This window comes from Cyanobium sp. FACHB-13342, from assembly GCF_014697415.1.
Classification (GTDB): Bacteria; Cyanobacteriota; Cyanobacteriia; order PCC-6307; family Cyanobiaceae; genus Cyanobium_A.
In genome coordinates, this window is record NZ_JACJRT010000009.1 from 48,763 (window position 1) to 65,507 (window position 16,745).

The 16,745-nt window shown below is 68.9% G+C and carries 21 protein-coding genes; 9 read left to right on the plus strand and 12 right to left on the minus strand.

Annotated elements, in window-relative coordinates; genetic code table 11:
• The first annotated feature begins 3 nt into the window (after positions 1-3).
• A complete protein-coding gene (locus tag H6G16_RS08280; protein WP_190389850.1) occupies positions 4-144 on the plus strand; it encodes a hypothetical protein in 141 nt (46 codons plus the stop codon).
• 4 nt (positions 145-148) lie between these two features.
• Here the strand turns inward: H6G16_RS08280 and H6G16_RS08285 are convergent, their stop codons facing one another.
• The 3 genes from H6G16_RS08285 to H6G16_RS08295 form a co-directional block, all read right to left on the minus strand.
• Positions 149-475: a hypothetical protein gene (locus tag H6G16_RS08285; RefSeq protein ID WP_242036301.1), complete on the minus strand. Its 327-nt coding sequence runs from the start codon at positions 473-475 to the stop codon at positions 149-151.
• 67 nt (positions 476-542) lie between these two features.
• Positions 543-1,289, minus strand: a complete 747-nt coding sequence (locus H6G16_RS08290) for a fatty acid desaturase (RefSeq protein ID WP_190389851.1) — start codon at positions 1,287-1,289, stop codon at positions 543-545.
• 32 nt (positions 1,290-1,321) lie between these two features.
• Positions 1,322-2,275: an orange carotenoid-binding protein gene (locus tag H6G16_RS08295; protein WP_190389852.1), complete on the minus strand. Its 954-nt coding sequence runs from the start codon at positions 2,273-2,275 to the stop codon at positions 1,322-1,324.
• A 93-nt stretch (positions 2,276-2,368) separates the two neighbouring features.
• On the opposite strand from H6G16_RS08295, the gene H6G16_RS08300 reads away from it, so the two are divergent.
• On the plus strand, positions 2,369-3,016 hold the full coding sequence (locus tag H6G16_RS08300) for a methyltransferase domain-containing protein (protein ID WP_190389853.1): 648 nt from the start codon (positions 2,369-2,371) through the stop codon (positions 3,014-3,016).
• Positions 3,017-3,117: 101 nt separating this feature from the next.
• On the opposite strand, the gene H6G16_RS08305 is transcribed toward H6G16_RS08300, so the two are convergent.
• On the minus strand, positions 3,118-3,303 hold the full coding sequence (locus H6G16_RS08305) for a chlorophyll a/b-binding protein (protein ID WP_190389993.1): 186 nt from the start codon (positions 3,301-3,303) through the stop codon (positions 3,118-3,120).
• Between the two features lie 369 nt (positions 3,304-3,672).
• Here H6G16_RS08305 and H6G16_RS08310 point away from each other — a divergent pair, with 369 nt between their 5' ends.
• From H6G16_RS08310 to H6G16_RS08325, 4 genes are read left to right on the plus strand one after another with little or no spacing between them, the layout of a single operon-like run.
• Entirely contained in the window at positions 3,673-3,924 is a 252-nt protein-coding gene (locus tag H6G16_RS08310; RefSeq protein ID WP_190389854.1) for a DUF2811 domain-containing protein, read from the plus strand.
• A 15-nt stretch (positions 3,925-3,939) separates the two neighbouring features.
• Positions 3,940-4,317, plus strand: coding sequence for a CrcB family protein (locus H6G16_RS08315; RefSeq protein ID WP_190389994.1), 378 nt, complete (start codon positions 3,940-3,942; stop codon positions 4,315-4,317).
• On the plus strand, positions 4,314-4,694 hold the full coding sequence (locus H6G16_RS08320) for a CrcB family protein (protein WP_190389855.1): 381 nt from the start codon (positions 4,314-4,316) through the stop codon (positions 4,692-4,694). Before H6G16_RS08315 ends, H6G16_RS08320 begins: the two co-directional genes overlap by 4 nt.
• Before the next feature lie 16 nt (positions 4,695-4,710).
• Positions 4,711-5,250 carry a cytochrome b/b6 domain-containing protein gene (locus tag H6G16_RS08325; protein ID WP_190389856.1) on the plus strand — a complete coding sequence of 180 codons (540 nt, stop codon included), beginning with the start codon at positions 4,711-4,713 and terminating at the stop codon, positions 5,248-5,250.
• Here the strand turns inward: H6G16_RS08325 and H6G16_RS08330 are convergent.
• Together H6G16_RS08330 and H6G16_RS08335 are read right to left on the minus strand one after the other, a co-directional pair.
• Positions 5,174-5,818, minus strand: coding sequence for a TerB family tellurite resistance protein (locus tag H6G16_RS08330; RefSeq protein ID WP_190389857.1), 645 nt, complete (start codon positions 5,816-5,818; stop codon positions 5,174-5,176). The two genes, H6G16_RS08325 and H6G16_RS08330, sit on opposite strands and share 77 nt — an antisense overlap.
• 26 nt (positions 5,819-5,844) lie before the next feature.
• Entirely contained in the window at positions 5,845-7,308 is a 1,464-nt protein-coding gene (locus tag H6G16_RS08335; RefSeq protein ID WP_190389858.1) for an apolipoprotein N-acyltransferase, read from the minus strand.
• 48 nt (positions 7,309-7,356) lie between these two features.
• Between H6G16_RS08335 and H6G16_RS08340 the strand changes: the two genes are divergently transcribed.
• The 3 genes from H6G16_RS08340 to H6G16_RS08350 are packed head-to-tail and all read left to right on the plus strand — an operon-like array spanning position 7,357 to position 9,042.
• Complete coding sequence (locus tag H6G16_RS08340; protein ID WP_190389859.1) at positions 7,357-7,713, plus strand: hypothetical protein; 357 nt, start codon at positions 7,357-7,359, stop codon at positions 7,711-7,713.
• Positions 7,714-7,748: 35 nt separating this feature from the next.
• Positions 7,749-8,390, plus strand: a complete 642-nt coding sequence (locus H6G16_RS08345; protein ID WP_190389860.1) for an FKBP-type peptidyl-prolyl cis-trans isomerase — start codon at positions 7,749-7,751, stop codon at positions 8,388-8,390.
• 52 nt (positions 8,391-8,442) lie between these two features.
• On the plus strand, positions 8,443-9,042 hold the full coding sequence (locus H6G16_RS08350; RefSeq protein ID WP_190389861.1) for a superoxide dismutase: 600 nt from the start codon (positions 8,443-8,445) through the stop codon (positions 9,040-9,042).
• Positions 9,043-9,121: 79 nt separating this feature from the next.
• On the opposite strand, the gene queA is transcribed toward H6G16_RS08350, so the two are convergent.
• From queA to lipB, 6 genes are all read right to left on the minus strand, one after another.
• A complete protein-coding gene (gene queA / locus H6G16_RS08355; protein ID WP_190389862.1) occupies positions 9,122-10,261 on the minus strand; it encodes a tRNA preQ1(34) S-adenosylmethionine ribosyltransferase-isomerase QueA in 1,140 nt (379 codons plus the stop codon).
• 16 nt (positions 10,262-10,277) lie between these two features.
• On the minus strand, positions 10,278-12,143 hold the full coding sequence (locus H6G16_RS08360) for an amino acid permease (protein ID WP_190389863.1): 1,866 nt from the start codon (positions 12,141-12,143) through the stop codon (positions 10,278-10,280).
• Positions 12,144-12,156: 13 nt separating this feature from the next.
• Complete coding sequence (locus H6G16_RS08365) at positions 12,157-13,482, minus strand: dihydrolipoamide acetyltransferase family protein (protein ID WP_190389864.1); 1,326 nt, start codon at positions 13,480-13,482, stop codon at positions 12,157-12,159.
• A 50-nt stretch (positions 13,483-13,532) separates the two neighbouring features.
• Positions 13,533-13,976 carry a YlqD family protein gene (locus tag H6G16_RS08370; RefSeq protein ID WP_190389865.1) on the minus strand — a complete coding sequence of 148 codons (444 nt, stop codon included), beginning with the start codon at positions 13,974-13,976 and terminating at the stop codon, positions 13,533-13,535.
• Between the two features lie 82 nt (positions 13,977-14,058).
• On the minus strand, positions 14,059-16,014 hold the full coding sequence (locus tag H6G16_RS08375) for an AMP-binding protein (RefSeq protein ID WP_347238836.1): 1,956 nt from the start codon (positions 16,012-16,014) through the stop codon (positions 14,059-14,061).
• Positions 16,015-16,046: 32 nt separating this feature from the next.
• Positions 16,047-16,727, minus strand: a complete 681-nt coding sequence (lipB, locus tag H6G16_RS08380; RefSeq protein ID WP_190389867.1) for a lipoyl(octanoyl) transferase LipB — start codon at positions 16,725-16,727, stop codon at positions 16,047-16,049.
• Positions 16,728-16,745: the final 18 nt, after the last annotated feature.

Sequence of the window (16,745 nt, forward strand, 5' to 3'; positions counted from 1 at the left end):
CTGGTGGGAGCCCTGTCTTTCGTGATGCTGGGCCTCAACAGCCTGTTGCCGGTGCTGCAGGGTCCGGCTCCGCTTCCCAGCCCCAGTTCTCCCTCTCCCCAGCCTGAGCAACGGGATGGAACGGGGGATCCTTCGGTGAGCTGAGGCCCTAGAAGCGCGACATCGCGACAATCTTGGCCAGCTTCTCGGCATCGAGGCCGGCCAGTTCATCGATCTGGAGCAGGCTCTCCTTCACCAGGCTGGCGAACACAAACAGGATGCCGTCGAGGCGGAAATCGAAACGTCCTTCGATGGTGTGGCGCTCGATGCTGAGGAAGTCATGCAGTTGCCACACCGAGTCGGCGGAGCTCAGCTCCTCAGCCCGAGACCGAACCGTGGCCACCAGCTGGTCTACGGCGCGGCTGTAGGCCCGGTCAAACGCCTCCCGAGCCACGGCCTGTTCTGGTTCGGTCCAGCCTTCGAGCATGGTGTCCATCATCCCTGTGGCCATCTCGGTTGAACCTTCCATGGCGATCTCCTTGGCAGTGACGCTAGTCGGGGTGTCAGGCCGGCGCGAGGGGAACGGAGCAGCGGCGCTGGCGGGGCAGCTGGAACCAGGCCAAATCGGGACGGTCGTGGTGCTCCCGGTGATAGCCGAAGTGGTAGCAAGCCAGCAGCGACAGCCAGGGGGGCAGATCAAGGCTTTGGGGCCTGGCCTGGGACTGGGGAGAACGCTGGCTTCGGTGGGGCAAATAGGTGCCCACCAGGAACAGCTGGAGCGAACTGAGCAGCAATGGCAGGGTGCAGAACAGCAGCACGTTCCAAGCGCCCAGGGGAGTGAACCCGCGGGCGATCAGGGCCAGCAGCCCCCAGGCGGCCAGCAGGAGGGCCATCTGGCCAACGGTCAGATAACCGGCCATGAACCGGCGGTACCAGCCCCACACCCCCGCACCCACATCGCCATGGAAATCGGGGTCCTTGCCACTGGCCGTGAAGCGGTGATGGCGCTGGTGGTTGGCCCGACACCGCCCGTAGGGCAGGGCGGCATACAAAGCCAGGGAAAGGGTTCCCAGGCGGTCATTCCAGCCCCGGGATTCGGGCAGCAACACCCGATGCATGGCGTCGTGGCCGACGATGAACAGGCCGGTCTGCAGCAGGGTGCGGATCAAAACGGCCCCGATCACCAGAGGGCCCAAGACGGGCCCTGGAAGCTGGCCGAGATCCAGCTGGAGCAGGCCGATCAGGGAGATCAGCCAACCCAGCAGGATCAGGGCGGTGAGCAGCAGTCCCCGGCGGGTGGTGCTGCGCAAACCGGAGAGTCCAGTCCGATTGGGACTTCTGCTCAACGGCCGAACTTGAGCAGCTCGGCGGGGGAGGCCAGCAGGTCGATGGCCACGAAGTAGATCTTGCCCTCAGGGTTGAGCAGGAAACGCCAGGCCACGTTCATGCCGATGCCGGCGCCGAACCAGGGGGTTTGCACCTTGCCGGTGACCTTGATCTGGGTGAAATCGCCCTCGGTGGGTTCGGCAAAACCGCGCTCAGGCAGCAGCTTCAGGTTCTGGCAGTCTTCGCGGAAGAAGCGCAGAACAGCCTCCCGGCCCACGATCGGCTTTTGGAAGGGGGGCTGGAGGGCACCGTCCGGCAGGAACAGCTCGATCAGGTTGTCGAAGTCGTTGGCGTTGAGCAGGTCCATGTAGCTGTTCACCGTGGGGTTGATCACCCCCTCGATGAACACGCGCTTGCGTTGGTCCTCCGGCGTGGGAGCGGCGATCGGCTCCATCACCCGCTGGCCTTCGCCCTTGGCGGGGTCGTAGCCCATGTCCACCACGAAGTTGCGCAGCAGGGTGATCTGCTGGCCCTGGTCCACGCCCTTCACCGAACTGAGCACGGCCGAGGCGTTGGCCGACAGCTGGTAGCCCTCGGGGATCGGCGCCACCAGACCGGCGGCCATCCATTCACCGAGCTGATACCAGAAGCCCAGCTTGATGTTCACCGACCAGCAGGAGTAGGTGCGACCGATCTGGGTGTCGGTGCGGTTGGCGAGGTCGCACATCACCTGGCTCTGCTCGGCGAAGTTCATCGCCTTGATTTGGTTGAGCACGGGCTCGGCAAACTGCATGCGCGCCGCGCCAGGGGCGGCCACCGTGATGGTGTTGCCCATCTCGAGGTAGGCGTACCAGATCAGGGCCAGCTGATCCTCGGCATTGAGCAGCTGGAAGCGAGCCGTGATCGCCGGCACCACATCGGCCGAGAGGGTGTCGGGAAAGATCTGGGTGGCTTTCTCAAGCGTGAACATGCGCGAATGGCCCCAATTGTTAAGGAGATTTGCAAACTCTAGCCCCTAGCCGCTCCATCTGATAATGCGAACCGCAATTACCCCTGCTCCGCCATGGCCGTGACCGTCCTGAGCCCGGCCGAACGCGACAAGCTCGATCGCTCCGACGACAGCCTCTTCTACGCCGAACCGCGCTTCGTGCACCACCTGGACGCCAGCTTCCGGGCCCGACTGACCCAGCTCTACCGCGAACGCATCCCAGCCTGCGCCGTGGTGCTGGACCTGATGAGCAGTTGGGTCAGCCACCTGCCCGAAGACATCACCTACCAGGAGGTGATCGGCCATGGCCTCAACGCCGAGGAGCTGGCCGCCAACCCGCGGCTCGATCGCCACTGGCTGCAGAACCTCAACACCACCCAGCAGCTCCCCCTGGCCGATCACAGCGTCGATGCGGTGCTGATCGTGGCCGGCTGGCAGTACCTGCAACAACCGGAGGCGGTGGCGGCCGAGCTGTGGCGGGTGGTGCGTCCCCGCGGGGAGGTGATCGTGGCCTTCAGCAACCGCATGTTTTTCCAGAAGGCGCCTCAGATCTGGGCCGACGGCAGCGACCGGGACCATCTGGCCTACGTGGCGAAGGTGCTGACGGCCCAGGGCTGGCCCTCGCCCCAGCTGGTGGCCGAAGAAACCCCAGCCCCAGGCGTGCTCGGCTGGATCGGCGGCAAGGGCGATCCCTTTTTTGCGGTGATCGCCACCAAAGCCTGACGCCTCCGGTCCATCCCCACAAAAAAGCCCGGGCGGGGGCATCCGTCCAGGCTTTTCGTGCTTTTGAGGAGCTTGGTTCAGGGCGTTAGCCCGGGGGCAGATCAGCCCAGACCCAGCTGGCCCAGGATGCCCTGGCCGGTGAGCAGCTCAGTGCCCAGGCCGATCACGAAGCCCAGCATGGCCAGGCGACCATTCCAGGTTTCTGCAAAGGCCACAAAACCAAAACGGGTGGTGGATTCAGCCATGGATGTTCGGGAGTTACGAAACTTGAACTGATCGTAACAGATCGTGAAGGGAGGTGGCTCGGTGATGAGCGCTGCTGCAGGCCAGCCTGGGATTGATCACCACTGCTGAGCAGTGATCTTTTCCCCAATCGGTTGGCCTTCTCCCCAGTTTCGGGGTTGCTTTTCCACAGGAGCAGGATCCGGAAAGGGCCGCGTCCACCCCACCTCTGGGCTGGAGATGGGGAAAAAGGACCCGCCCCTTGACGGCTCAGGCGGGCCCACTTCCGAGCCCGAGCCAGGCGGCAGAAAAGGCTGAGAATGCCGTTGGGCCGGTCGATGAGCCCATGGGTCTTGCCGGACTCAAGCGCTGGAGCCCCCTTTGACGCCGGGGGGCTGACCATGGCCTGATGGGGGCCCCAGGCCGTTGCCTCCATGCTGCAGATCCCGGACCACGCCCCCAACTCCGTTTCGGTCGAAAACCAATTTCCGGAAGACCTGTACGACGCGATGCGGGAGTTTGTCCGGCTCCATCCCCAATGGGATCAATACCGTTTGATGCAGGCCGCCCTGGCCGGTTTTCTGTTTCAACACGGCTGCCAGGACCGCGCCGTGGCCCGTCACTATCTCGATGGTCTCTTCCGCCGCCAGGATCCGAGCGGCAAACTCACGGAGCCCCAGCGCTGAACCATGGCCGCAGGCATGTCCGGCAGCGAAGCCCTGCTGGTGGCCATCGGCGCCGTGCCCGGAGCCTGGCTCCGCTTTCGGGTGGTGGATCACCTGGAGCCGGTGCTGCCTCGCCGCCACTGGGGCACCTTCGGCGTGAACGTGATCGCCTGTTTCGCCCTCGGCCTGATGGTGGGCCTGGAGCAGAGCTGCGGAGAGGCGTCCCGTCGGGTGCTCCTGTTGGTGGGCACGGGCTTTCTGGGCAGCTTCAGCACCTTCTCCACGTTCAGCGCCGAACTGTGGGCCCAGCTGTTGGCACGCCACTGGCGGGAGGCCGCCGTCCTGGCCGGCGGCTCCGTGGGCGGTGGCTTGCTGGCCCTGCTGACGGGCCTATCCCTTGGGGCCGGGTCATGAGCGTCCCACCGCCCCGCAGCCTGCAGGGCGACCTGCGGGACCTGGCCTTGGTGGCTACCGGGGCCATCCCGGGGGCCCTGCTCCGCTGGCGCCTTGAGGCCGACTTCGTCGCCAACATGGTGGGCTGCCTGCTGTTGGGGCTGGTGCTGGCCCAGCCGGCCCGGCGCAGGCCGCTGATGCTGTGGGCGGGCATCGGCTTCTGCGGTTCCCTCACCACCTTCTCCACCTGGATGCTGCAACTGGCCCGCGCCCTGCGGGCCGGTGAGGTCTGGGAGAGCCTGTTGGTGCTGATGGCCAGCCTGCTGGGCGGCTTGGCTCTGGTGGCCCTGGGCCACGCCCTCGGGCGGTGGCGGCCAGACTCCCCAACGGCACGATGAACCCCTCCCAGGGCCCATGGCTCGTCCGACCCAACCCGGCCTGCTACGCGTTCTGCACGGCACCACGGCCTTGGCCGTGCTGGGCTGCTGGCTGAGTGGGCTGGTGGTCTACAGCACCTACGACGGCCGCTGGGGACGGTTGCCCTTCACTGTGCCGGGCAACTGGATCGACATCCACGGCAGCCTCGGTGTGGTGCTCTTGCCCCTGGCCGTCCTGCTGGCGGCCTATGCCCTCACCAAGGGCCGCCGGCGGCTGCGGCGACCGACCAATGCGATCCCCCTGCTCGCCCTGGGGCTAGCCATCGGCAGCGGCAAGTTGATGCAGGAGGACTGGCCGCGCACGGGCCAGCTTCACCACGTCGTGTACAGCCTGCACCTGCTGGCCTGGCTGTTAATCGCCGCCGCCGTCGCGACCCACCTCTGGGGGGTGCTGCGGCTTGGCGGCTGGCCCCTGGCCCAATCGATGCTGAGCACCAAGTTCAGCCGCAACCTGGCAGCAGGGCCGCCACCAGGGCATCCAAGCGGGGCTGTTCCAAACCATCGCGAGACGCTTTGACGTCCACCACCTCCCGGCCGATCTCCACCAAGCGACCCCGCAGAGCCGGCTCCAGGCTGGTGAGCTGCTCCAACGCTGCCTGAAACCGCTCCTCCGAGGGACTCGCCAACCAGCTGAGCTGGGGAGCGATCTCCGCCGCGGGAGGGCTGGCCGGACCGGCCCGTTCCACCAGGTAGGCAGCGATGCGCTGCTTCTCCTGGGTCTGCAACACCCCGTCGGCCCGGCCCAGATGGAGCAGCACCGCCAGCTCATCGGCGAACTGACCCATCAGCCGCTCCAACCGGCCTTGGCGGGAGGCGCCGTAGCAGGACGAGAGAAAGGCCGGAAGGTCCTCGATCACCGCGGCGGATTCCGGATCCAGGCATTGCAGGATCGCCGCGGAGTCAAAGTCCTGAAAGTCTCCCCGGTGGTGGCAGTGGGCCCCCAGGGTCACCCCCGTGCCACCCGGGCTCAGGCGAAAGCGCTTCACCGTGATCCGGCGGCGCAAGGTGGTGCCATCCGCCTCGGCCGTCGCAATCTCAAGCTCCAGATTCAGCGGGCGATCTGACTGATCCGGCGGCCAATCCATCGCGAGCCCAGCTGAAGATGCTGAGATCAAGCTAGGGATGGGCGCCAGCGCCGCACCCCTGCCCCTGCCAGCAGCAACACCAACGGGGCCTCACCCCAGCGGTCGTAGGGGGTCAGGCCCTGGAGGCGGGGCAGGTCGAACACCCCGGTGGCGGCCCGGCCCGCAGGGAGGGAGGCCACCAGCTCGCCCCGGGCATTCACCAGCAGGCTGGGGCCCGTGTTGGCCGCGCTCACCAGCCAGCGGCCTGTCTCGATCGCCCGCAACTGGGCCAGGGCCTGAAATTGCCGCTGGAGCATCAGCGGGTAGGGATCGAGGTTGGCACTGGCCAACAGCCAGCCCGCCCCATCCCGGCTCGCGGTGGCCAGAGCAGCGCCATCGGAGAGCTCGTAACAGATCGCCCCGGCAATGGCTCCGGCTGGGCGCAGCAACAGCCGGGAAGAGGGGCCTGGCTGGAGCCCCCCCACCGCCGACAGGCCGCTCCAGCGGATCAACCCGGCCAGGGGCACCCATTCGCCCAGCGGCACCAGGCGGTGTTTGTCGAGCCAGCTGCTGGCCTGCCGCTCCCCAGGGGCAAAGCGCAACAGGGCACTGCGCTGCTCCGGCTCGCCAGCCCGCTCGAGGGCGTGGAAGCCGCCGCCGATCAGCTCCACGGCCGCACCCGCTTCAAGTTGGGGCTCCAGCCCCAGGGCCCCCTCAGGCAACAGCACCACCGTGGCCCCGCGCTGCTTGGCCTCCAGCAGGGCTGCCGCCAGCCGCTGCTGGAGCCGCTGCTGCTGGGCCCACGCAAACTTCTGGCGGGTGGGGATCGCTGGCTGCAGCACCAGCACCCGCTCGGACTCGCGGCCCTCGGCGGGCGCCGCCAGCAGCTGGGCAGCACCGAGACCATGGCTGAGCAGCACCGCCGCAACCGTGCCGGCAATCCAGCGCTGCCGCTGGGGTGCCGTGCAGCAGCGCCACAGGCACCAGCCCAGCATCAGCTGCACCGCCGCCAGCAGCCCACTCCCCCCCAGGGCCGCCAGGCCGGCCAGGGGTCGGTCACCCGGCAGGGCCGCCGCCCCCAACCCCAGCCAGAACAGGGGGCCCTTGGCCAGCCCCACCTCCACCAGGCCCCAACCGCCACTGAGCAACAGGGCACTGCTGGGCCGACGGGGATCGAGGCGGCGAGCCAGCCCCACCCACAGCCCCACCAGCACCGCCCCCGCCAGGGCGCAGATCGCCAACAACGAGGCTGCCAAAGGCAGGCTCAGGGGGCCCGGCACACCAATCCAGTCGAGGGGATGGAGGCCCAGCAACCAGCGGTGACTCACCAGCACGGCGGCACCGCCCCAGAGCACCCCACCGCGGGCCCCAAGGGCCGAGCCCGGCAGGGCCCAGAGCCCGGCCAATGCCAACCACAGCAGGGGTGGCCAACCCAGAGGAGGCAGCGCCAGGCCGGCCAGCAGGCCACCGCCCCCAGCCAGCCACCATCCCCCCAGCCGGTCATTGCCCATGGCACGGAAGCGTAGGAAGCGCCAGGGTGAGGCAGACCAGTTGCCACCATGGATCCCAACAACCCGCTCCAACAACTGCTGCTGCGCGGCCTCGGCACCACCTCCCTGGTGTCGGAACGGCTGCGCACCGTGACCCAGGCCTGGGTGCGGAGCGGCAAGCTCGATCCCAGCCAGGCCCCAGCCCTGGTGGACGATGTGCTCAAGGCCCTGCGCGGCGAGACGCCGGAACTGGAACAACAGGCAGAGCGCCAGCTGGAGCGCAACAAGGACCAGCTGCTGCAGGACCTCGGCCTGGCCCGTCAGCGGGAACTGGATGAACTGCGGGGGCGGATCGACCGGTTGGAGAGGGCCCTGCGCCAGCGCCCGGGCGCTGAGGTCTCCGAAGACCTGGACATTCCCGATTGATCAGGCGGCAGAATCAGGCCAACCCGCGGGTTCCCATGCGCGACATCCTGATCAGCTCCGCCGTGTTTGTGGCCTGCCTGCTGCTGGCCCTGGTCAGCCAGCTGGTGAGCCCCACCACCGTGGCGGCGGCCAGTGCCGCTGGCGCGCCAGCCGAGGCGGCGCTCGCCACCTCAGCGCCGGCCAGCCCCCGGAGCCAACCGGCGGTGAGCAGCAGCTTCGAACTGGACCCGGACGACCCCAACCCCACCCTTTTTGTTATGGCATCGGACGACGGCATGGCCTCCAGCGGCGATCTGGCCCAGGCCGCTGGCCTCGGCGGCGAGCTCAATGCCCCCAAGGAGCGCACCACCCCCAGCGGCCTCCGCATCACCGACCTGGTGGTGGGTGACGGCGCCGAGGCCATCGCCGGTCAGACGGTGGTGGTGAACTACCGCGGCACCCTGGCCAACGGCACCGAATTCGACAGCAGCTACGGCCGCGGCCCCTTCTCCTTCCCCCTGGGCGGCGGCCGGGTGATCCAGGGCTGGGATGAGGGTGTGGCCGGCATGAAGGTGGGCGGCAAGCGCAAGCTGGTGATCCCCCCGGATCTGGCCTACGGCGAGCGGGGGGCTGGCGGCGTGATTCCTCCCAATGCCACCCTCACCTTTGAGGTCGAACTGGTGCGCATCGGCGGCTGAGGGGCGGGGCGGGGCGTGATCGTTAAGATGCAGCCTCGCCTTATCCCCCTTCATGGCTCATACGCTGCCCGCGCTGCCCTACGGCCTCGATGCGCTCGAGCCCCACATCTCCCGCTCCACCCTGGAGTTCCACCACGGCAAGCACCACGCTGCCTACGTCACCAACCTGAACAACCTGGTGGCAGGAACCGACCTGGAGAGCAAGAGCCTCGAGGACACCATCACCGCCGTGGCCGGGGATGCTGGCAAGGCCGGCGTGTTCAACAACGCCGCCCAGGTGTGGAACCACAGCTTCTACTGGCAGTGCATGAAGCCCGGTGGCGGCGGCCAGCCCACCGGCGCCCTGGCCGACAAGATCAACGCTGACTTCGGCAGCTACGAAGCCTTCGTGGAGGCGTTCAAAGCTGCCGGCGCCACCCAGTTCGGCAGCGGCTGGGCCTGGCTCGTGCTCGACAACGGCACCCTGAAGGTCACCAAGACCCCCAACGCCGACCTGCCCCTGGCCCACGGTCAGAAGGCCCTGCTCACCATGGATGTGTGGGAGCACGCCTACTACCTCGACTATCAGAATCGCCGCCCCGACTACATGACCACCTTCCTGGAGAAGCTGGTGAACTGGGACTTCGTGGCCGCCAACCTGGCTGCCGCCTGATTCCGTCCCGGCAACGGTGACCCGACAGGGAGCTTGTCTCCCCATGGCCCCCGGAGATCCCGGGGGCTTTTTGTTGTCCTCAGCCTGATCCCGTTGGTCGAGCGCTGCTGAGCACCGCCTGCGGCGCGATCCACATGGCATCGCCGTAGGAAAAAAAGCGGTACTGGCGCTCGATCGCCTCGGTGTAGAGGGCCAACAGGCGCTCGCGGCCGATCAGGGCACTCACCAACAGCAGCAGGGAGCTCTTGGGCAGGTGAAAGTTGGTGAGCAGGCCCTGCACCACAGCAAAGCGATAACCGGGCTGGATCACCAGGTTCACCGGGCCGGTGTGGGGTTTGAGCTCGCCACCATGCAGCTGGGCCACCGCCTCCAGGCTGCGCACCGAGGTGGTACCGATGGCGATCACGCGGCCGCCGCGCGCCCGGCAGGCCGCCACCGCGGCCACCAGATCCGGGCTCACCTCCACCCACTCGCTGTGCAGCTGCAGCTGGCTGAGATCTTCCGTTTCCACCGGCCGGAAGGTGCCCAGACCCACATGCAGGGTGGTCGTGGCCAGGTCCACCCCGCGCCCGCGGATCGCCGCCAGAAGTTCGTCGCTGAGGTGCAAGCCCGCCGTTGGCGCTGCAACGGCTCCGGGGCGCGCGGCATAGCGGGTCTGGTAGCGCTCGTTGTCGCTGGCGTCGTGCTCGTGGATGTAGGGGGGCAGTGGAATGGCGCCGTACTGCACGAGCAACGGCTCGAGGGCCGCCGCATCCCCGCACTCGGCCGGAAACTGCACGATGCGACCGCCGGTGGCGGGGTCACGGCCCCGCACCTGCACGGGCAGGGGGGGCTGATCGGCGGCCACCAGCTCAATCCAATCGTCCGGCTGGAGCTTCTTGGCCGGCTTGGCCAGGCACAGCCATTGGCCGGCCTCCTGGCCCTCGCCCTGCCAGGGCTCGAGCACCAGCAGCTCCACGGCGCCGCCGCTGGGCCGGCGCGCCTCCAGGCGGGCTCGCAGCACCCGGGTGTCATTCACCACCAACAGATCCCCCGGCTGCAGCTCCTGCTGCAGGTCCCACACGTTCAGATGGCGGGCATGGCGGGCAGGGCCCTCCCCGGGGGGATTCACCACCAGCAGGCGAGCGGCATGGCGGGGCTCCACCGGGCGCTGGGCGATGCGCTCTTCGGGCAGCTGAAAGTCGTAGCTGGAGAGCCGCTGATCGGCGGGATCGCTCATGCAGTCGGGCCTGGGCTCATGCCGGCAGGTAATAGCGCACGAGGGTAAACACCCGGTTGCCACTGGCATCGAGGGCCCGGTGCATGTTGATGCCGCGCTGATTGAGCAGCAGGGAATCAAAGCGGTAGCGGGGGATCGCCATCGGCATCACGATGGTGTGACTCACCTCCGGATGGGCCTGCTCTTCGGCGGCCACCAACGCCACAAACGGATCGATCAGCGAGGCGTAGGGGCTGTCCAGAATCCGCAGGCCGATGCCGGGCGACTCGCCCACCAGCCGCCGCCAATCGCGCTGAATGGCATCGATGTCGTCCCCCTCGGAGCGCACCCACACGGCGGTCACCTGATCCGACACGGTGGCCGCATAGCGCAGGGCATCCAGGGAGGGACGGGAGAAGGAAGCCATCCAGACGATGCTGCGGTTGCCCACCGGGTCCCGCCGGGCAGGCAGAGAGAGGCTGCTGCTGGTGTCGGCCGGCAGGGCGATGGCGGCATACACGCGGCGATAGCGGCTGCGGATACTGGCCAGCAGCCACACCAGCAGGGGGATGGCTATCACCACCGTCCAGGCCCCCTCCCCAAACTTGCTCACCACGATCACCAGCAACACCACCAAGGTGGTGAAGGCCCCCAGCGCATTGATGGCCAGCCGCCCGAACCAACCGGCACCGCGCCGCCGCCACCAGCGCACCACCATCCCGGCCTGGGAGAGGGTGAAGGCCATGAACACACCGAGGGCATAGAGATTCACCGCCACGGTGGTATCCCCCCGGCACACCAGGATGATCAGGGCCGTTGCCGCCAGCAGCACGGCAATGCCGTTCTGGAACACCAGCCGGTCGCCGATCCAGCCCATCTGGCGGGGTAGAAACCGATCCTGGGCCAACATCGCGGCCAGGCGTGGGAAGCCCGCGAAGGCGGTGTTGGCCGCCAGGGTGAGGATCAGCAGGGTGGTGATCTGCAGCGCCCAGAAGAGGGGACTGCCCGCACCGAACACCCGCAGGCCCACCTGGGCCAGCACGGTGCGATCGGGATTGGGAGCAATGCCGTACAGATAGGCCAGGCCACTGACGGCCAGGAACATGGCCCCCAACATCAGGCCCATCACCAACAGGGTGGCGCGGGCGCGGCGCGCGGCTGGCTCACGAAACACCGAAACCCCATTGGCAATCGCCTCGATGCCCGTCATGGCCGAGCAACCAGAACTGAAGGCCCGCAGCACCAGAAAGGCTCCGAGGGGCTCCACGGCCCGGATGGCCGGTGGGGCATCGGGGCTAAAGCCATGGGCCCCCACCAGGTTTTGGAGGCCGAACACCGCCAGCAAGGCCACCATCACCACAAAGGCGTAGGTGGGCAGGCTGAAGGCCTGACCGGCTTCCCGCAGGCCCCGCAGGTTGGCCCACCCCACCCCCAAGAGCAACAGGAGGGCCAGGGGCACCTCATGGGGCAGCAGGGCTGGCCAGAGGGAGGAGAGGGCCTGGGTGCCGGCCATCAGACTCACCGCTGCCGTGAGGGTGTAATCCACCAGCAGGGCCGCCGCCGCCACCAGGGAGGGGCCAGTGCCCAGATTCTCGCGGGCCACCACGTAGGAGCCGCCGCCCTGGGGGTAGGCGTCGATGGTCTGGCGGTAGGACGCCACCACGATCGCGATCAGGGCAATGATCGCCAGGGTGATCGGCAGGGACAGCCGCAGCGCCTGGCTGCCGGCCAACACCAGCACCCCCAGGGCCGCCTCCGTGGCGTAGGCCACCGAGGACAGGGCGTCGGAGGCAAGGATCGGCAGGGCCTGCAGGCTGGGCAGGCGCTCCGAAGCTGCGGCAGCTTTCGGCAGAGGCTTGCCGAGCAGCCTGCGAAACAGGGCCGTGGCCGCCGGCTGGTTCACGGTGATCAGGAGATCAGAGCGCCAGACTCTCCGGGTTGGTCTCGATCAACTGGGCCAGGTCCTTCAGGAAGGCGGCGGCATGGGCGCCGTAGATGGTGCGGTGGTCGCAGGTGAGGTTCACCTGCATCTGGTTGGCCACGCGCATGGAGCCGTCCTTGCCCGCCACCACGGTGGGACGCGACGCCGCCACCGCCAGAATCGCCCCGGTGCCCGGGGGAAGGATCGCATCGAAGCGATCGACGCCGAACATGCCCAGGTTGGAGAGGGTGAAGGTGCCGGTGCTGTACTCCTCAGGCTGCAGCTGCTTGCTGCGGGCCCGGGCCACCAGATCGGCCCAGGTGCGAGCCATTGAATAGATGTCGGTCTTGTCGGCGTTGGCCAGCACCGGGGTGATCAGGCCCCCGTCTTCCATGGCCACGGCCACCGCCACGTTCACGGCGGCGGGGAAGCTCATGGCACTGCCATCGGCACTGGTGGCGGCGTTCACCTGGGGATGGCGGGCCAGCGCCACGCCCACGGCCTTGGCCAGCAGGGCCGTCATCGTGACGCCCTTGGGCTTCACCTGCTTGTACAGGGCATCCAGCTTGGTGGTGGTGATCGTGTACCCCACCCGGAAGCAGGGCACCGCCAGGCTGGCCACCATGTTGCGGTTCACCGCCCCCTGGAGGGTGTTGAAGGCCACGCTCTCGCCGGGGCGCCCGAAGGCCTCACCGGCAGGGGCGGGAGCCGCTGCGGCCCCGTTGGTGCCGGCAACCACCACGGCAGCACCGGAGCCTTCCGCCACCCGGGGCACGGCCACAGTCAGGCCCAGGGCCCGCTCCACATCCTCCGCCTGGATTCGGCCGTGGGGGCCACTGCCCCGCAGGCTGTCGAGGGCCACGCCGTGCTGACTGGCCAGTTTCTTGGCCCGGGGGGAGGCCACCACCCGGCCGGAAGCCACGGGAGCCGGCGCCGCAACAGGAGCGGGCGCGGGAACCGCCACCGGTGCGGGAGTGGGGGGGGCGCTGACGGGGGGGGGAGTGGCCGCCACCGGCGCGGGAGCCGCGGCTGCAGCCGGAGCCGCCGGAGCCTTGGCGGCCGCTTCAGCAATCTCGGCCTCGGTTTCCACAATCAGGCCGATGGTTTCGCCCACGGGGGCAGTGCCGCCAGCGGGCATCAACACGGCCGCCAGGAACCCCTCATTGAACGACTCCACATCCATGTCGGCCTTGTCGGACTCCACGACAAGCACCGACTCACCACGCTCCACCTTGTCGCCGGGCTTCTTGAGCCACTCCACGATCTTGCCCTCCGTCATGGTGGACGAGAGGGCCGGCATGAAGATTTCGTGGGTGGCCAACGGGGGTCTGCCGCGAGTTGGGCGGATTTTACGTGGCTCCTGGCCAGGGCTCAGGCGCCGGCTTCGATGGCCTCGATCACACCGTCACGCACCAGCACGGCCGCCTGGAGCTTCTCCACCAAGTTGTCGCCCACCCGCACCTCGCAGAGGCTCTCGATCTGCCCCTGCTCCACGATCTGTTCCATCTCCAGCTCGCGCACCTGGCGCTGCTGCTCAAGCATCTGACGCTTCTGCTCCTCCAGCTCGGCCCGCTTGGCGGCCACCTGCTGCTGCACCGACGCCACCTGGTCCTGCACGCGGGGGTCGAGCGGGTTGGCACTCTGGCGGCGGATCTCGTCGATCAGCTGCTGCCCCTCCTGCTCCAGCTGGGACAGCTGGGCATCCACGTTGGCAATGGCGTTGCTGAGTTCGCGCTCGGCGTCCTCTTTCCAGCGGGGCGTGACCACGGCACGCACGGTGATCGTGCGCTTGATCGTCAGGGAGCCGTCGGCCATGGGTCATGCAAAGCAGCGCCCAGGCTGTCAGTGCGGCGGGCCCGGGTCAACGGCCGGTTGGCCGCACCTCACAGCCGGGCCTTCAGCGGGGCGCGTAGATGGCCGCAATCGCCTCACCATCCCGGGCAGCGATGCGGTCGCGGCGCTGCTTGAGGGTCTGGGTAAGCAGGCCATTGTCGAGGCTGAAAGGCTCCACCAGGGCCACACCGGCCAAGCGCTCTTCGGGCCGGGAGCCCGGGCGGGCGGCCAACAGCCGGTTGCATTCGCGGGTGAGGGCCCGCAGCAGGGCGCCATCGGCCGGATCCCACTCCGGGGCCAGGCCCGCAGCCACGGCAAAGGCAGCCAGGGCCTCGGACTTGGGCACCAGCAGGGCACCGAGCTGTTTGCGGTCCTGGCCCACCAGCATCACCTGCTCGATCAGGGGACTGGCCACCAGGGCCTCCTCCAGCGGGCCGGGCTCGATGTTTTCGCCACTGCTGAGCACGATCGTGTCCTTGGCCCGGCCGGTGAGCACCAGGGATCCATCGGGCAGCAGCTGGCCCAGGTCGCCGGTGTCAAACCAGCCCTCGCCATCCAGCACCGCCGCGGTGGCCTCCGGCTTGCGCCAGTAGCCCGCCATCACCTGGGGCCCCCGGGCCAGCACCCGTCCCCGCTCGCCGATGGCCAGCAGCGCACCCGTGTCGGGATCGACGATCCGCAGGCTGGTGGCCGGCAGGGGCTGGCCGGCACTGCCGCGGCGATTGCTCCAGCTGCGGCGGCAGGTGAGCACCGGGCTGGTTTCGGTGAGGCCGTAGCCCACCAGCAGCTCGACGCCGATCGCCTCAAAAAAGCCATCCACGTGCAGGGCCAGGGCGCCGCCGCCGCTGATCGCCGTGCGCAGCCGCCCGCCCACCAGCTGCTGGCGCAGTTTGGGCCACAACAGGGCTGCAGCCAGGCGGTGCAGGGGCCAGCGCAACAGCGCCTGCGCAGCCGCCACCAGTCGGGCCGGCAAGGCTTCCGGGGTGAGGGTGAGATCGAGGGCCTGACGGCGCCGCTGGCCGTAGGCGCGGCTGTTGGCCAGGGCGGCCCGCAGCACCCGCTGCCGGGACGCCGGCATCGCCGCCAGGGCGTCGTCAAAGCCCGAGAGCAGCGCCTCCCACAGGCGCGGCACGCTAATCAGATAGTGGGGCCTCACCCGCTGCAGGTCGGCCCGCAACTGCTTGAGGGTGGTGTAGGTCTGCCGGCAGCCACAGGCCAGCAAAAAGTATTCGGCGCTGCGCTCGTAGGAGTGCCAGATGGGCAGCACACTCACCACCCGATCCCCGGCCCGGGGCGCCACCGCCACCCCCAGGTGCCGCAACTGGTGCAGCAGGTTGGCGTGGCTGAGGGGCACGCCCTTGGGCTGCCCCGTGGTGCCGGAGGTGTACAGGATCGTGGCGAGGCGGGCCCCATCCCCGAGTGGGGGCGGGACGGGCGTGCCGGAGGCCAACGCCGCCGCGCCGCGCTCGAGCAGGTCCCCCCAGCTCAGGCAGGGCACCGGCGGCGGCCCATCGCCCAGTTCTCCCTCCAGTACCACCACAAAACGCAGCCGCGCTGATCGCTCTGCGTCGAGGGCGAGCTTGGCCAGCAGGGCCGCCGACTCCACCACCAGGCCCACGGCACCGGAGTCGTCGAGGATGTAGCGCAGCTCCTCTACCGGAGCGGCACTGCCCCGCACCGCATCGGCGCCACCGGCCCGCATCAGGCCCTGGTCGGCCTGGAGCCAGCGGGGGCTGTTTTCGGCGAACAAGGCCACCACATCCCCGGCTGCCACCCCCAGGCCGGCAAAGGCTGCCGCGGCCTGCTCAATGCACCGGTGCAGCTGGCGGTAGCTGACCTGCTCAGGCGTGGCGGCGTGGGGAGCCTCCAGGGCGATGGCGTCTCCATGGCGTTCGGCCAGCACGGACCAGAGCTGCTCCAGGCCGGTGCAGCCGCTCCAGTCGGCACGGCGGGCCAGGGCCTGGCGGTCGCGGCGGCTGCCGCTCCAGTGGATCTCGGCGGGGGAGGCGGCGCTGGCCACGGCGACGGCGGGGGAACGGCTTGGCCCCAGGGTTACCACCCCTGGAGGCCTTCCTGGGGGTTCGGTGGCCGCAGATCCAACCCGAACCGCTGGGCGAAGGCCCCCAGCAGGGGCCCCCGCAGCTGCTGGCCGGTGAGCTCCGGCCGCCAGTCCACCAGCCGCCCCACCGGGCGATCACTCAGGCCACAGGGCACCACTGCCGCAAAGCCAGCCAGGTCGCCATCCACATTCAGGGCCAGGCCGTGCTGGCTGATCCAGCGGCGCGCCCCAACGCCGATCGCCGCCACCTTGCGACCCTCCAGCCACACGCCGGTGAGCCCGGCGATCCGTTCTCCCTCCAGGTCGAGCCCGGCCAGCACGTCGATCACCACCTGCTCCAACTGCCGCAGGTAGTGGTGCAGGTCAGCCCCGTGGCGCTGCAGATTGAGCACCGGATAGAGCACCAGCTGGCCCGGGGCGTGGTGGGTCACCTCCCCGCCCCGGTCGATCCGGTGCAGCGGCAGGGGAGGGCGGCGGGGATCGAAGCGCAGGAAGCTCTCCGAAGCGCCACGGCCCAGGGTGTAGCAGGGCTCGTGCTCGAGCAGCAGCACCGCCTCTGGCCCATCCGGCTGGGCCAGGAGCCGCTGTTGCAGGCTGCGCTGGGCTGCCCAGGCCTGGAGAAAGGGCACCGGTTGGGCCGCTTCAAAAAGGATTGCGTCGAGCTTGGGGCCCATCACCAACCGTTCTTAGCG

Excerpts from the sequence above, each read along its gene's own strand:
- H6G16_RS08285 (WP_242036301.1), bottom strand. The coding sequence starts at position 475 with ATGGACACCATGCTCGAAGGCTGGACCGAACCAGAACAGGCCGTGGCT.
- H6G16_RS08295 (WP_190389852.1), bottom strand. The coding sequence starts at position 2,275 with ATGTTCACGCTTGAGAAAGCCACCCAGATCTTTCCCGACACCCTCTCG.
- H6G16_RS08300 (WP_190389853.1), top strand. The coding sequence starts at position 2,369 with ATGGCCGTGACCGTCCTGAGCCCGGCCGAACGCGACAAGCTCGATCGC.
- H6G16_RS08310 (WP_190389854.1), top strand. The coding sequence starts at position 3,673 with ATGCTGCAGATCCCGGACCACGCCCCCAACTCCGTTTCGGTCGAAAAC.
- H6G16_RS08315 (WP_190389994.1), top strand. The coding sequence starts at position 3,940 with ATGTCCGGCAGCGAAGCCCTGCTGGTGGCCATCGGCGCCGTGCCCGGA.
- H6G16_RS08320 (WP_190389855.1), top strand. The coding sequence starts at position 4,314 with ATGAGCGTCCCACCGCCCCGCAGCCTGCAGGGCGACCTGCGGGACCTG.
- H6G16_RS08325 (WP_190389856.1), top strand. The coding sequence starts at position 4,711 with ATGGCTCGTCCGACCCAACCCGGCCTGCTACGCGTTCTGCACGGCACC.
- H6G16_RS08330 (WP_190389857.1), bottom strand. The coding sequence starts at position 5,818 with ATGGATTGGCCGCCGGATCAGTCAGATCGCCCGCTGAATCTGGAGCTT.
- H6G16_RS08335 (WP_190389858.1), bottom strand. The coding sequence starts at position 7,308 with ATGGGCAATGACCGGCTGGGGGGATGGTGGCTGGCTGGGGGCGGTGGC.
- H6G16_RS08340 (WP_190389859.1), top strand. The coding sequence starts at position 7,357 with ATGGATCCCAACAACCCGCTCCAACAACTGCTGCTGCGCGGCCTCGGC.
- H6G16_RS08345 (WP_190389860.1), top strand. The coding sequence starts at position 7,749 with ATGCGCGACATCCTGATCAGCTCCGCCGTGTTTGTGGCCTGCCTGCTG.
- H6G16_RS08350 (WP_190389861.1), top strand. The coding sequence starts at position 8,443 with ATGGCTCATACGCTGCCCGCGCTGCCCTACGGCCTCGATGCGCTCGAG.
- queA (WP_190389862.1), bottom strand. The coding sequence starts at position 10,261 with ATGAGCGATCCCGCCGATCAGCGGCTCTCCAGCTACGACTTTCAGCTG.
- H6G16_RS08370 (WP_190389865.1), bottom strand. The coding sequence starts at position 13,976 with ATGGCCGACGGCTCCCTGACGATCAAGCGCACGATCACCGTGCGTGCC.
- lipB (WP_190389867.1), bottom strand. The coding sequence starts at position 16,727 with ATGGGCCCCAAGCTCGACGCAATCCTTTTTGAAGCGGCCCAACCGGTG.